This is a genomic window from Candidatus Mycobacterium wuenschmannii (genome assembly GCF_030252325.1).
Lineage (GTDB): Bacteria > Actinomycetota > Actinomycetes > Mycobacteriales > Mycobacteriaceae > Mycobacterium > Mycobacterium wuenschmannii.
In genome coordinates, this window is record NZ_CP126981.1 from 3,554,587 (window position 1) to 3,568,806 (window position 14,220).

11 protein-coding genes are annotated in these 14,220 nt (G+C 66.8%); 4 read left to right on the forward strand and 7 right to left on the reverse strand.

All coding sequences use genetic code 11. The features are described 5' to 3' along the window. Window positions 1-7 precede the first annotated feature (7 nt). The gene (gene rraA / locus PT015_RS17100) at window positions 8-499 is read left to right on the forward strand and encodes a ribonuclease E activity regulator RraA (protein WP_285186023.1); all 492 of its coding nucleotides are present in this window, start codon (window positions 8-10) and stop codon (window positions 497-499) included. On the opposite strand, the gene PT015_RS17105 is transcribed toward rraA, so the two are convergent. Then, a complete protein-coding gene (locus tag PT015_RS17105) occupies window positions 496-1,965 on the reverse strand; it encodes a flavin-containing monooxygenase (RefSeq protein ID WP_285186024.1) in 1,470 nt (489 codons plus the stop codon). The genes rraA and PT015_RS17105 overlap by 4 nt on opposite strands. A gap of 77 nt (window positions 1,966-2,042) precedes the next feature. Between PT015_RS17105 and PT015_RS17110 the strand changes: the two genes are divergently transcribed. Next, window positions 2,043-2,684: a TetR/AcrR family transcriptional regulator gene (locus PT015_RS17110; protein WP_285186026.1), complete on the forward strand. Its 642-nt coding sequence runs from the start codon at window positions 2,043-2,045 to the stop codon at window positions 2,682-2,684. Between the two features lie 21 nt (window positions 2,685-2,705). Then, window positions 2,706-3,914 (forward strand): DNA polymerase IV, encoded by a 1,209-nt coding sequence (dinB, locus tag PT015_RS17115; RefSeq protein ID WP_285186027.1) that lies wholly within the window; start codon window positions 2,706-2,708, stop codon window positions 3,912-3,914. A gap of 10 nt (window positions 3,915-3,924) precedes the next feature. Here the strand turns inward: dinB and PT015_RS17120 are convergent, their stop codons facing one another. The 3 genes from PT015_RS17120 to PT015_RS17130 are packed head-to-tail and all read right to left on the reverse strand — an operon-like array spanning window position 3,925 to window position 6,009. Continuing rightward, window positions 3,925-4,452 (reverse strand): hypothetical protein, encoded by a 528-nt coding sequence (locus tag PT015_RS17120; RefSeq protein ID WP_285186028.1) that lies wholly within the window; start codon window positions 4,450-4,452, stop codon window positions 3,925-3,927. A gap of 38 nt (window positions 4,453-4,490) precedes the next feature. Then, window positions 4,491-5,498 carry a PHP domain-containing protein gene (locus tag PT015_RS17125; protein WP_285186029.1) on the reverse strand — a complete coding sequence of 336 codons (1,008 nt, stop codon included), beginning with the start codon at window positions 5,496-5,498 and terminating at the stop codon, window positions 4,491-4,493. A 31-nt stretch (window positions 5,499-5,529) separates the two neighbouring features. Continuing rightward, complete coding sequence (locus PT015_RS17130; protein ID WP_285186031.1) at window positions 5,530-6,009, reverse strand: hypothetical protein; 480 nt, start codon at window positions 6,007-6,009, stop codon at window positions 5,530-5,532. On the opposite strand from PT015_RS17130, the gene PT015_RS17135 reads away from it, so the two are divergent. Beyond that, window positions 6,008-6,856: an LLM class F420-dependent oxidoreductase gene (locus PT015_RS17135; protein WP_285186032.1), complete on the forward strand. Its 849-nt coding sequence runs from the start codon at window positions 6,008-6,010 to the stop codon at window positions 6,854-6,856. The genes PT015_RS17130 and PT015_RS17135 overlap by 2 nt on opposite strands. Window positions 6,857-6,859: 3 nt before the next feature. Here PT015_RS17135 and PT015_RS17140 read toward each other — a convergent pair whose 3' ends face one another. From PT015_RS17140 to gltB, 3 genes are all read right to left on the reverse strand, one after another. After that, window positions 6,860-7,462 (reverse strand): RDD family protein, encoded by a 603-nt coding sequence (locus PT015_RS17140; RefSeq protein ID WP_285186033.1) that lies wholly within the window; start codon window positions 7,460-7,462, stop codon window positions 6,860-6,862. A 427-nt stretch (window positions 7,463-7,889) separates the two neighbouring features. Further along, a complete protein-coding gene (locus tag PT015_RS17145) occupies window positions 7,890-9,341 on the reverse strand; it encodes a glutamate synthase subunit beta (protein ID WP_285186035.1) in 1,452 nt (483 codons plus the stop codon). Beyond that, on the reverse strand, window positions 9,334-13,926 hold the full coding sequence (gltB, locus tag PT015_RS17150) for a glutamate synthase large subunit (protein WP_285186036.1): 4,593 nt from the start codon (window positions 13,924-13,926) through the stop codon (window positions 9,334-9,336). The genes PT015_RS17145 and gltB overlap by 8 nt, the downstream gene beginning before the upstream one ends. Between the last annotated feature and the right edge of the window lie 294 nt (window positions 13,927-14,220).

Below are 14,220 nucleotides of genomic sequence, written 5' to 3' on the forward strand. Positions count from 1 at the left end.
TGGCCCGGTGACGTTGATATTTCGACCGACAGCCGACCTCGTCGACGACATCGGACCCGAGGTCCGCAGCTGCGACGTGCAGTTCCGTCAGTTCGGCGGCCACACCGAATTTGCGGGTCCGATCAGTACGGTTCGTTGCCACCAGGACAACGCGCTGCTCAAGTCGGTGCTCTCCGAGCCGGGTGACGGCGGGGTACTGGTCGTCGACGGCGGCGGCTCGCTGCACACCGCACTGGTCGGCGACCTGATCGCGGACCTGGCCCGCAGCAACGGCTGGGCGGGCGTGATCGTCAACGGCGCCGTCCGCGACTCCGCCGCGCTGCGCACGATCGAACTCGGCATCAAGGCGCTGGGCACCAACCCGCGCAAGAGCGGCAAGACCGGCGCGGGCACCCGCGACGTCACGGTGGACCTCGGCGGCGTGGAATTCGTCCCGGGCGACATCGCCTACAGCGACGACGACGGGATCGTCGTCGTCGCTGCGGCAGGGCCTAGCTAGACCGCAAGTGCGGCAGGCTTTTTCGAGAAGCTCAGGGCCTCGTCGTCGACCTTGCCGCGACGTATCAGCTGCAGGTCCATGAAGTAGTTCTGCTTGAGCCGCCACGGCGAGACGTGTCCGGCCTTGGGCAGGTAGTCCAGGGCGCGCAGCACGTAGCCGGGGGTGAAGTCCATCAGCGAACGCTCCTCGACGGAGTCGCCCGGATGCTGCGGCACCACGGTCGCGAAGCCGTTCTCGTCCATGTAGTTGATGACGCGGCAGACGAATTCGGAGACCAGGTCGGCCTTCAGCGTCCACGACGCGTTGGTGTAGCCGATGGTGAACGCCATGTTCGGCATGCCGGTCAGCATCATGCCCTTGTAGGCCATGGTCTCGTTCAGTTCGACCGTCTCACCGTTACGCCGGATCTCGGCGCCCCCGAACAACTGCAGGTTCAAACCCGTTGCGGTGATGATGATGTCGGCGTCGATCTCCTGGCCGGAGCCGAGCTTGATGCCGGTCTTGGTGAACCGGTCGATGGTGTCGGTGACCACGTCGGCCTGACCCTTGCGGATCGTCTTGAACAGGTCGCCGCCGGGCGCCAGACACAGCCGCTGGTCCCACGGGTTGTAGCTCGGGCCGAAGTGCTTCTCGACGTCGTAACCGGCAGGCAGGTACCGCTTGGCCATAGTCAGCAGCGTCTTGCGCATCGACTTCGGGAACTTGCGGGCGAGCTGGTACTGGAAGGTGCTGAAGGCGATCCAGCGCCAGCGGGTGGCAACATTGGCCGCACGGGACGGCAACAGCTTCTGCGCGCCTTCGGCGAACGGGTCCTTCAGCGGCAAGGAGCCGATGTAGCTGGGCGAGCGCTGCAACATCGTCACGTGGCCGGCGCCGGTCTTCACCAGCGACGGGATCAGCGTGATCGAGGTGGCGCCCGAGCCGATGACGACGATCTTCTTGCCCGCGTAGTCCAGGTCCTCGGGCCAGTGCTGCGGGTGGATCGTGGTGCCCTCGAAGTCGTCGTACCCCTCGAACTTCGGCAGGTAGCCCTGGTCGTAGTTGTAGTAACCGCTGCACGCGAAGAGGAACGAGCAGGTGAGTTCTTCGGGCTGCCCGTTGTTGTCGATCGTCAGGTTCCATTGGTTCTCGGCGTCCGACCAATCGGCGGCGACCACCTTGCGGCCGTAGCGGATGTGCTTGTCGATGCCGTTCTCGGTGGCGGCCTCTCGGATGTAGCTCTTGATCGACGCGCCGTCGGCAATGGAGGTCGTCGACTCCCACGGCTTGAAGCGGAAGCCGAGGGTGAACATGTCCGAGTCGGAGCGAATGCCCGGGTACTTGAACAGATCCCAGGTACCACCGAGGTCGTCGCGACGCTCGATGATCGCGTAGCTCTTGGACGGGCAGCGGTCCTGGAGGTGCCAGGCCGCGCTGATGCCGGAGATGCCGGCGCCGACGATCACAACATCGAGATGCTCAGTCATGGCGGACACGCTATCAACGCCGTGTCGATTCAGTCAACACCCTGTTGATTCTCTCAACACCGTGTAAAGTAACGCCCGTGGCGACCGTCAGCTCCAATCGCACTTCCCGAGGTCGGCGTTCCGCGCGCCCATCGGGCGACGACCGCGAGATCGCCATTCTGACCACCGCGGAGCAGCTGCTCGAGCACCGGCCACTGGCCGACATCTCGGTGGACGACCTGGCCAAGGGTGCCGGGATCTCCCGCCCGACCTTCTATTTCTATTTCCCGTCAAAAGATGCGGTGCTGCTGACGCTGTTCGAGCGGGTGATCGTCGAAGCCGACTCCGCGCTGGAGAGCATGGTCACCAATCCCCCGGCCGATCTGAAGGCGCTGTGGCGGATCGGCATCAACGTCTTCGTCGAGACATTCGGCTCGCATCGCGCCGTCTCGCTGGCCGCCGACTCCGCGCGCACCAACGCCGACGTCCGCAAGCTCTGGTCACGGTTCATGGAGAAGTGGGTCGGCCACATCGCGATGGTCATCGAGACCGAGCGCGCTCGCGGCGCGGCCCCGGTGACGCTGCCGGCCGAGGAGTTGTCGGCGGCACTGAACCTGCTCAACGAGCGGCTGATGCTGAGTTCGTTCGCCGACGACCGTCCGTCGGTGCCGCGGGAGCGCCTGCTCGAGACGCTGGTGCACATCTGGGTGACCAGCATTTACGGCGAGCCCGCTCGATAAGTCAGCCCCTGATGCGAACATGTGTTCGTGTCGTCTGGTGAGGCCGAGATCCTGCATGCCGATCTCGACTCGTTCTATGCCTCCGTCGAGCAACGCGACGACCCCGGACTGCGCGGGCGCCCGGTGATCGTCGGCGGCGGGGTGGTGCTCGCCGCCAGCTACGAGGCCAAGGCCTTCGGGGTACGGACGGCGATGGGCGGCGCTCAGGCGCGGCGACTGTGCCCGCAGGCCGTGGTGGTGCCGCCGCGGATGAACGCCTACTCGCTCGCCAGCGAGGCGGTGTTCGAGGTCTTCCGCGACACCTCCCCATTGGTCGAGGCCATCTCGGTGGACGAGGCCTTTCTCGACGTGAGCGGGCTGCGGCGGGTGTCTGGGACGCCGGTGCAGATCGCGGCGCGGCTGCGCGGCGACGTCCGCGACCGGGTCGGCCTGCCGATCACGGTCGGTATCGCCCGCACGAAGTTCCTGGCCAAAGTCGCCAGTCAAGAGGCCAAACCCGATGGGCTGCTGCTGGTTCCGCCCGGGCGCGAGCTGGCGTTCCTGCACCCCCTGCCGGTGCGCCGGTTGTGGGGCGTGGGCGCGGTGACGGCCGACAAGTTGCGCGCGCACGGCATCGAGACGGTGGCCGACGTGGCCGAACTCGGGGAGTCGATGCTGGCCGCGATGGTGGGGCCGGCGATGGGCCGGCAGCTGTATGCGCTGGCGCACAACATCGATCGCCGCCGGGTGACGACGGGAGTGCGCCGTCGGTCGGTGGGGGCGCAGCGGGCTCTGGGCCGGGCGGGTAACGGCATGTCGGCCGCCGAGATCGACGCGGTCGTGATCGGGCTGATCGACCGGATCGCCGGCCGGATGCGCGCCGCCGGGCGGACCGGGCGGACCGTCACATTACGGTTGCGGTTCAACGACTTTGGCCGCGCGACCCGCTCACACACGATGTCTCGGTCGACCTGCTCGACCGACGCGTTGCTGGGCACGGCCCGCCGGTTGGTCGCCGCCGCGGCGCCACTGATCGCCGAGCGCGGGCTGACGCTCGTCGGGTTTGCCGTCTCGGAGATCGATCGCGACGGCGCCGAGCAATTGGTGCTGCCCTTCACCACGGGTGCCGAGCCCGGCGTTGTCGATGCCGCCATCGACAGCGTGCGGCGCCGCTACGGCAAGACCGCGCTCACGCGCGGCGTGCTGGTCGGTCGCAACGTCGGCGTGGAGATGCCGCATCTGCCGGACTGATTCGCTTCGGTCAAAATGCCTGACTGCCATCGGGTTTCAGTACAAAACCGTGCTCGCCCAGCACACAGACAGTCATCGCGTCCGCCGCCGCGCACGTCGCCGATCCGGAGTAGGCCACCTTGCTGCCCGCGGGTAGCAGCTTGTAGGACGCCGGGTCGACCTGCTGTGGCGGATTCACGTTCGGAGGGGGCGGGTGGTATTCCTCGATGCCGGCCAGATCGCCGTTGTAAAACCTTGCCGGGTCGGAATCCATCCCCAGTCGTACCGACACGGCGTTTGATGCGGTTCCCGGCAGATCACCCCAGCACCACGCGTCCTTGACGTTCGGGTTCGCCTTCCAGGTGTAGGTGATCCGACACCGGTAGCCGGCGGCAACGGAGAAGTTGATCCCGTAGGTCGCGGGGTAGTTGTAGTAATTACCGAAATCATCGGGGTTGGCCTCGGTGTAGCCACTCAGGTCCGGCAGCGGATCCGCGGTCGCCGGCGGCGCCGCCACAACCGCACCGAGCAGCAGCGCGCCCACCCATGCACGTTTCATCGCCCCACTGTAGAACCGCGAAAGGCCGCCCCGGCGCGCTAATTTCGATGCGTGCGGGCCAGCAACTGCTCGACCGGCCAGGTGTTGACGATGCGGTCGACGGGCACACCGGCGTCCAGAGCGCGCTGCGCGCCGTAGCCCAGGAAGTCGAGTTGGCCCGGCGCGTGCGCGTCGGTGTCGATGCTGAAGTCGCAGCCGATCTCGAGCGCGAGGTTCAGCAGCCGGGTCGGCGGATCGCGGCGCTCGGGCCGCGAATTGATCTCGACGGCGGTGTCGTTTTCGAGGCATGCGGTGAACACCGCTTCGGCGTCGAACGTCGACTCTTTGCGGACGCCGCGGTTTCCGGCCACCAGCCGTCCGGTGCAATGCCCGAGCACGTCGGCGTGTGGATTGCTGACGGCGCGGACCATGCGCCGGGTCATCGCCGCGGACTCCATCGACAACTTGGAGTGCACGCTGGCCACCACGATGTCGAGGCGCTCGAGCAGTTCCTCCTCCTGGTCGAGGCTGCCGTCGTCGAGGATGTCGACTTCGATACCGGTCAGGATTCGCATGGGCGCGAACCGATCTCGCAGCTCGTCGATCACGTCGAGTTGTTTGCGCAGCCGCTCGGCCGACAGCCCGTTGGCGACCGTCAGTCGGGGCGAATGATCGGTGAGCGCGCAGTACTCGTGGCCGAGCGCCTGCGCGGTGGCCATCATCTCATCGATGTTGGCGGAACCGTCCGACCAGTTCGAGTGCAGGTGCAAATCGCCGCGCAGCGCCGCGCGAATCTCGCCGCCGCCGAGATCCTCTGCCTTCGAACGCAATTCGACCAGCGCATCGGGTTCGCGGCCGGACCAGGCCTGGGCGATCACCTTCGCGGTCTTGGGGCCGATGCCCGGCAGGGACTGCCAGCTGTTGGCCTGGCCGTGCCGCTCACGCTCCGCGTCGTCCAGACGCTCGACGATGTCGGCGGCGTTGCGGTAGGCCATCACCCGCCGGGATTCTTCGCGGGCGCGGTCCTTGAAGTAGGCGATCTCGCGCAGAGCGGCTACCGGGTCCATCGCTCCAGTGTGCCCCTCCGGCGCGCCGCTGCTAGAACTGTCCGGCGATGAACCCGGCGAGCAGCACCCCGAAGCCGCCGATCTCGCCGACGACCAGCGCGATCATCCCGATCCGCATCCCGCGATCGGGGTGGGCGAATTGGTTGTCGGTGTCCCGCTTCCAGCCGTGATAGATGTACGTCAGGATCGCGACGACGAAGAAGAACACCAGCACCATCGCCGCGGTCAGGTTCACCCACTGCGGCCAGACGCTCAGCTGCACGAACGTCGCGACCAGCAACGTGGCGAAGGAGTAGAGCAGTGCGGCCCGGTGCGCGATGTCGACGTAAGGGTGCGCCTGATGGTTCTCGGACAGCAGCACCTGACGGTACTTCCAGATGCCGAGTACCAGCGCGAGCAGAAAGATCAGCCCGGCCCAGAGCAGCGTGATCCGCACGTCGAGCGGCAACGGGACGATGTCGGCGTAGCGACGCGGACCCTCGGCGCCGAGCTGGACTACCGTCGAAATCATGCGATTCGCGTTCAAGACCTCACCCCAAAACACCACCTGGGATCGGATGCTGGCCGTCTGGCAGGCCGCCGACGACATCGACGTCTACGAGTCCGGGTGGACATTCGACCACTTCTACCCGATCTTCAGTGACAGTACCGGGCCGTGTCTCGAGGGCTGGACGACGCTCACCGCACTCGCCCAGGCGACCACCCGGCTGCGGCTGGGCACCCTGGTCACCGGCATCCACTACCGTCACCCCGCGGTGCTGGCGAATATGGCTGCGGCCCTTGACATCATCTCCAACGGCCGGTTGGAACTAGGCATCGGCGCCGGCTGGAACGAGGAGGAATCCGGCGCGTACGGCATCGAACTGGGCAGCATCAAGGAGCGCTTCGACCGGTTCGAGGAAGCCTGCGCGGTCCTGACCAGCCTGCTCGGCAACGAGACCACCGACTTCGACGGAAAGTTCTACCGGCTCAAGGGCGCCCGCAACGAGCCCAAGGGCCCGCAGCGACCGCACCCGCCGATCTGCATCGGCGGTGGCGGGGAGAAGCGCACCCTTCGGATCACCGCGCAGTACGCCCAGCATTGGAACTTCGCGGGCGGCACCCCCGCCGAATTCGCCCACAAGCGTCGCGTGCTCGCGGCGCACTGCGCCGACATCGGCCGCGACCCGAGCGAGATCATCACGTCGTCGCACCTGCGACTCGAGCCGGACCTGAATTACGCGAAGGTCATCGACGACGCCTCGGCGATGGCGGCCGAGGGCCTCGACCTGGGCATCGTCTACATCCCGCCCCCACACGACCCGGCGGTGCTGGAACCGCTGGCCGAGGCGATCCGGGATTCGGGCCTGCTCGGCTGAGTATCAGATGGGTACGCAGATCGTATTCAGGATCTTGTCGGCGAACGTCTGTCGCTTGGCATCCCACAGCGGGAACAGATACCCGACGTAGCAGAGCGCCCCGTCGAGGGTGTGGGCAATCTGGCGCACGATCGACATCCCGAATCCAATCGGTTGACCGGTCGCCTCGCTGACCACCTTGAACTTCAGCACCGACTTTCCGATGCTGGAGCCCGTGGTGCCCTGTTTGTAGCCGTAGTTCCAGAACACGTACACGATGCCGACGAGCGCGGAGATGATCACGGCGGCCACCCCCAGCGTGGAGTTGCCGGACGCGCAGACCGTCCCGATGTTGTACTCGGAAGTATCTGTGACACAAGCTGTTTCCTGCGTCGCCGCCTCGATTCCGAGTCCGACTCCGAGGATGACGGCGTACGGCGCGAGGTCGATGAGAGTCGCGAGCACCCGCGTCAGCCACGGTGTGTAGGCGTCGGTGGGCAAGCCGGGACCCGGCGGAAACGGCTGGCCGGCGCCGTAGGACGGCGGCGGCGGGGGCGGGTAGTTCCCGGGCGGCGGGTATTCACCCGGAGGAGGCGGATAGTTTCCTGGGGGCGGAGGGACGGTCATGAGCGCCTTTCTGCAAATGTTGGCGCACGCTAACCCCGTCCAATTGGAAATCCCTTGGACGTCACCCTATGCACTCGGAAAAGTCACGAAAAGGTGTCGTCGAGCAAACAACCGGCGGCCTCGATGGGCCGCCCGGGTGGGGATCAGAAGCCGAAGCGCAACAGCTCGTCGGCGGTTACCAGGCGCTCATGCTTGGCGGGGAATTCACGGCTCTTGACCGGGAAACGGAACCATGACCAGGCCATTCTGCCGACCCGCGAGCGGGTCATTGGGTTCATGTACACGCTGTTTACTCCTGCGGTCGATTAGCTCAACCAGGCTCCACACCCCGCGGCGCCTATCTCGAACTATTAGACACCCATTAGCTGGCAAACAGTGTAGGACGCGCCGCGCAATTTATCAAATGTTGCGAGTGTGACAATTGTGACTAGCGTTGCGGTGCTGCAGTGGGGACAATCGGCGCCGGAAGGGCGGTCTCGCCCATCAGGAACCGGTCCACACCGGCCGCCGCGGCCCGACCCTCGGCGATCGCCCAGACGATCAGGGACTGCCCCCGACCTGCGTCTCCGGCAACGAACACGCCCGGCACCGTTGACTCGAAGTTGTTGTTGCGCGCCACGTTGCCGCGGTCGGTCAACTCGACGCCCAGGTCGGTCAGTAAGCCCTTGTGCTCCGGGCCGACAAAGCCCATCGCCAGCAACACCAGATCGGCCTCGAGTTCGAAGTCGCTGCCCTCGGTCTTGACGAACTTGCCGTCCTGCTGGGTCACCTCGTGCACCCTGAGCGCCGTGACGTGGCCGTCCTTGCCGACGAATTCCTCGGTGTTGACCGAGAACACGCGCTCGCCACCTTCTTCGTGCGCCGACGAGACGCGGAACATCATCGCGTAGGTCGGCCACGGGGTGGACGCGGCGCGGGTCTCCGGCGGGCGCGGCATGATCTCGAACTGGTGGATGGTCTCCGCCAGCTGCCGGTGGGCGGTGCCGAGGCAGTCGGCGCCGGTGTCGCCACCGCCGATGATGACGACCTTCTTGCCCTTGGCGGTGATCGGCGGTTCGTCCAATTGCCCCGCGGCGTAACGGTTGCCCCAGGGCAGATACTCCATCGCCTGGTAGATGCCGTCCAGCTCGCGGCCGGGGATCGGCAGGTCACGCCACGCGGTCGCGCCGCCCGCCAGCACCACCGCGTCGAAGTCCGACGTCAGTTCCTTGGCGGTGATGTCGACCCCGACGTTGACGCCGGCGCGGAACTCGGTGCCCTCGGCCCGCATCTGCTCCAGCCGGCGGTCGAGATGGCGCTTCTCCATCTTGAACTCGGGGATGCCGTACCGCAGCAGGCCGCCGATGGCGTCGGCGCGCTCGAACACCGTCACCGAGTGGCCGGCGCGGGTCAGCTGCTGTGCGGCGGCCAGCCCGGCCGGGCCGGAGCCGACGACGGCAACCTTCTTGCCGGTCAACTCGTCGGGCGGCAGCGGGACGACCCAGCCCTCGTCGAAGGCGTTGTCGATGATCTCGACTTCGATCTGCTTGATCGTCACCGCATCCTGGTTGATGCCCAGCACACAGGACGATTCGCACGGCGCCGGGCAGAGCCGGCCGGTGAACTCCGGGAAGTTGTTGGTCGCGTGCAACCGCTCGATGGCCTCGCGCCACCGGTCGGTGCGGACCAGGTCGTTCCACTCCGGGATCAGGTTACCCAGCGGGCAACCGTTGTGGCAGAACGGAATTCCACAGTCCATGCAGCGACTCGCCTGAGTCTGCAGGTTGGCGTGCGGGAAGTCTTCGTAGACCTCGTTCCAGTCCTTGAGGCGCAGGTCGACCGCGCGGCGCTTGGGCGTCTCGCGGTGGGTGTGCTTGAGGAAACCCTTGGGATCAGGCACTGGCGGCCGCCATGATCGCCTCGTCGGGATCGGTGCCGTTGCGCTCGGCCTCGGCGATCGCCTCGAGTACCCGCTTGTAGTCGCGCGGCATCACCTTGGCGAAGCGCTTCTGCTCGGCACCCCAGTCCGCCAGAATGCGTTGGCCGACCGCGGAATCCGTGGCATCGATGTGTGCTTGCAGCATTCCGTGCAGCCATTCCAGGTCGTCGTCGTCAAGGGTCTCGAGTTCGACCATCTCGGAGTTGAGGTTGGCTTCCAAGGCTTCCTCGGGGTCGTAGACGTAGGCGATGCCGCCGGACATCCCGGCAGCGAAGTTGCGGCCGGTGCTGCCCAGGATCGCCACCTTGCCGCCGGTCATGTATTCGCAGCCGTGATCGCCGACGCCTTCGACCACCGCGTGCGCACCGGAGTTACGCACCGCGAACCGCTCGCCCACCGCGCCGCGCAGGAACGCCTGGCCGCTGGTGGCGCCGAACAGGATGACGTTGCCGCCGATGATGTTGTCCTCGGCGACGTAGTCCGCCGGGGCGTTGTCCGACGGCCGGACCACGACGCGCCCGCCCGACAATCCCTTGCCGACGTAGTCGTTGGCGTCGCCGTAGACCCGCAGCGTGATACCGCTGGGCAGGAATGCGCCGAAGCTGTTGCCGGCGGACCCGGTGAAGGTGATGTCGATGGTGCCATCCGGCAGGCCTTGGCCGCCATAGGCTTTCGTCACCTCGTGGCCCAGCATCGTTCCGACCGTGCGGTTGACGTTGGCGATGGTGGTGGAGAAGTTGACCGGCTTCTTCGAGTCCAGCGCCTCGCGGCTCATGATGATCAGCTGCTGGTCCAGCGCCTTGTCCAGGCCGTGGTCCTGCTTGGAGCTGTTGTAGAGGTCCTGGTTCATAAACGCCGACTCCGGCTCGTGCAGCACCGGCGACAGGTCGAGCTTGTGCGCCTTCCAATGCGCGCGGGCCAGCGTGGTGTCCAGCGAGCCGACCTGACCGACCGCCTCGTTGATGGTGCGGAAGCCCAACTGCGCCAAGTACTCCCGGACCTCTTCGGCGATGAACAGGAAGAAGTTCTCCACGAATTCTGGCTTGCCGGTGAACCGCTCGCGCAACACCGGGTTCTGGGTGGCCACGCCGACGGGGCAGGTGTCCAGGTGGCACACCCGCATCATCACGCAGCCGGTCACCACCAAAGGTGCCGTGGCGAAACCGAATTCCTCGGCGCCGAGCAGCGCGGCGACCATCACGTCGCGGCCGGTCTTGAGCTGTCCGTCGACCTGGACCACGATCCGGTCGCGTAACCCGTTGAGCAGCAACGTCTGCTGGGTCTCGGCCAGGCCGAGCTCCCACGGCGCGCCGGCGTGCTTCATCGACGTCAGCGGGGTGGCCCCGGTGCCGCCGTCGTGGCCGGAGATCAACACCACGTCCGCGTGCGCCTTGGAGACACCGGCGGCGACGGTGCCGACACCGTTCTCGGACACCAGCTTCACGTGAATCCGGGCCTGCGGGTTGGCGTTCTTGAGGTCGTGGATCAGTTGAGCCAGGTCCTCGATCGAGTAGATGTCGTGGTGCGGCGGCGGCGAGATCAGGCCCACACCCGGGGTGGAGTGCCGGACCTCGGCGATCCACGGGTAGACCTTGCCGGCCGGAAGCTGGCCGCCCTCACCGGGTTTCGCACCCTGAGCCATCTTGATCTGAATGTCGGAGCAGTTGCTCAGGTAGTGCGAGGTGACGCCGAAGCGGGCCGAGGCCACCTGCTTGATCGCGCTGCGCCGCCAGTCGCCGTTGCTTTCCCGCTCGAAGCGGGCGATGTTCTCGCCGCCCTCACCCGAGTTCGACCGTCCGCCAAGGCGGTTCATCGCGATCGCCAGCGTCTCGTGTGCCTCGGCGGAGATCGACCCGTAGCTCATCGCGCCGGTGGAGAAGCGCTTGACGATTTCGCTGGCCGGCTCGACCTCGTCGAGCGGCACCGGCGGGCGCAGCCCCTCCCGGAACTGCAGCAGGCCGCGCAGCGACGCCATCCGCTCGCTCTGGTTGTCGACGAGGTCGGTGTACTCCTTGAAGACCTTGTACTGCCCGGTGCGGGTCGAGTGCTGCAGCTTGAACACCGTGTCCGGGTTGAACAGGTGGTACTCGCCCTCGCGGCGCCACTGGTAATCGCCGCCGACCTCGAGTTCGCGGTGCGCCCGCTCGTCGGGGCGGTCCAGGAACGCCAGCGCGTGCCGGGTCGCGACGTCGGCGGCGATGTCGGACAGGTTGATGCCGCCGGTGGGGCAGGTCAGGCCGGTGAAGTACTCGCCGAGCACGTCCTCGTCGACGCCGACGGCCTGGAACAGCTGCGCGCCGGTGTAGGAGGCCAGCGTCGAGATGCCCATCTTGGACATCACCTTCAGCACACCCTTGCTGGCGGCCTTGATGTAGTTGTTCAGTGCTTTGTCGCGGTCGAGGTCCGCGAAGTCGCCGCGATCGAGCATGACCTCGATCGACTCGAACGCCATGTAGGGGTTGATCGCGGCGGCGCCGAAGCCGATCAGCGCGGCCATGTGGTGCACCTCGCGGGCGTCACCGGTCTCCACGACCAGGCCGACCTTGGTGCGGCTGCGTTCCCGGACCAGGTGGTGGTGCACGGCCGAGACGGCGAGCAGCGACGGGATCGGCGCCAACTTCTCGTCGGACTCCCGGTCGGAGAGAATGATGATCCGCGCTCCGTCGGCGATCGCCGCCGACGTCTGCTCGCGCACCGTGTCGAGTGCGGCCTTGAGCCCGGCGCCATTCTCGGCGACCGGGTACAGACAGCGAATCACCTTGGAGCGCAGTCCATGCCGACGTCCGTTGACTTCCACGTCGGGGTCGAGGTTGATGAGTTTGGCCAGTTCGTGGTTACGCAGGATCGGCTGCTTGAGGTGAATCTGGCGGCAGGAGTCCGGCGTCGGGTTGAGCAGGTCGCCCTCCGGGCCGACGGTGCCCTCGACGCTGGTGACCACCTCTTCACGGATGGCGTCCAGCGGCGGGTTGGTCACCTGGGCGAACAGCTGCTGGAAGTAGTCGTAGAGCATCCGCGGGCGTTGCGAGAGCACCGCGACGGGGGTGTCGGTGCCCATCGAGCCGATCGGCTCGGCGCCGGTGCGGGCCATCGGCGCAACCAGCATGTTGAGCTCTTCGTAGGTGTAGCCGAACACCAACTGGCGCAACACCACCCGGTGCTCGAGCATCCGCTCGTAGTCGCCCTGCGGCAGCTCGGCCAGCGGGATCAGGCCCTTGTCGAGCCATTCCTGGTAGGGCTGTTCGGCGGCCAGCTCGGCCTTGATCTCCTCGTCGGAGACGATGCGGCCCTCGGTCATGTTCACCAGGAACATCCGGCCCGGCTGCAGCCGCATCCGGCGGACCACCTTCGACGGGTCCAGATCCAGCACGCCGGCCTCGGACGCCATCACCACGAGGCCGTCCTCGGTCACCCAGATGCGGGATGGGCGAAGGCCATTGCGGTCCAGCACCGCGCCGACGACGGTGCCGTCGGTGAACGTCATCGACGCCGGTCCGTCCCACGGCTCCATCAGCGAGGCGTGGTACTCGTAGAACGCCCGCCGCGCGGGGTCCATCGACGGGTGCCGCTCCCAGGCCTCCGGGATCATCATCAGCACGGCGTGCGGCAGGCTGCGGCCACCGAGGTGCAGCAGTTCCAGCGCCTCGTCGAAGCGCGCGGTGTCCGAGGCGCCCGGGGTGCAGATCGGGAACAGCTTGTCCACATCGTCGCGGGAACCGAACACGTCGGTCTCGATCAGCGCCTCGCGGGCGCGCATCCAGTTCTCGTTGCCGGTGACGGTGTTGATCTCGCCGTTGTGCGCGATGCGGCGGAACGGGTGCGCCAGCGGCCATGACGGGAACGTGTTGGTGGAGAACCGCGAGTGCACGATGCCCAGCGCGCTGGTGAGCCGGTTGTCCTGCAGGTCGAGGTAGAACGCCTTGAGCTGCGGTGTGGTCAGCATGCCCTTGTAGACGAAGGTCTGACCGGAAAGGCTTGGGAAATAGACGGTTTCGCGACCGGGTCCGTCCTGGCCGGGGCCCTTGGTGCCCAGCTCGTGCTCGGCGCGCTTGCGGATCACGTAGGCGCGGCGCTCGAGGGTCATGCCGTCGGCGCCGGCGATGAAGATCTGGCGGAAGGTCGGCATCGCGTCGCGGGCCAGCGCGCCCAGCGAGGCCTCGTCGGTGGGCACGTTGCGCCAGCCCAGCACCTGCAGGCCTTCGGCCTCGACGATCTTCTCGACGGCAGCGCAGGCGGTGGCGGCGTCTTTGGACGACTGCGGCAGGAAGGCGATGCCGGTGGCGTAGCTGCCCGCCTCGGGCAGGTCGAAGTCGACGATCGCGCGGAAGAAGGCGTCGGGAACCTGGATCAGGATGCCGGCGCCGTCACCGCTGTGCGGCTCGGCGCCCTGGGCACCGCGGTGCTCGAGGTTGACCAGCGCGGTGATGGCCTTGTCGACGATGTCGCGGCTGCGCCGGCCGTGCATGTCGACGACCATGGCCACCCCGCACGAGTCGTGCTCGAATGCGGGGTTGTAGAGCCCTTGGGAGCCCGGGTGGTTGGGCGCCATTCGCACCTGCTCCTTCACCAAAGTTTCTGCCGCAGCGTGTCACCAGCTGTCCGTTGGAGGCCGCGCCCTGAGGGCTGTGGGCTAGGCCCCTTCGGTCTTGCCGATGTGCTGCTCGCCGGATAACGACGATCCCGGTAGGGAGTATCCGTACGGCGCTGAACGGTGGCCCGGTTACCGGTTTTCGACAAGTCGTAAAACGATATGACAAAACCCGCCTGACATGCCAACTTGGGCCATCTTAACCCGCCCGTGGCGTGTACCGCGCCGTTGTGACGGCATCCACACCGCGATCGG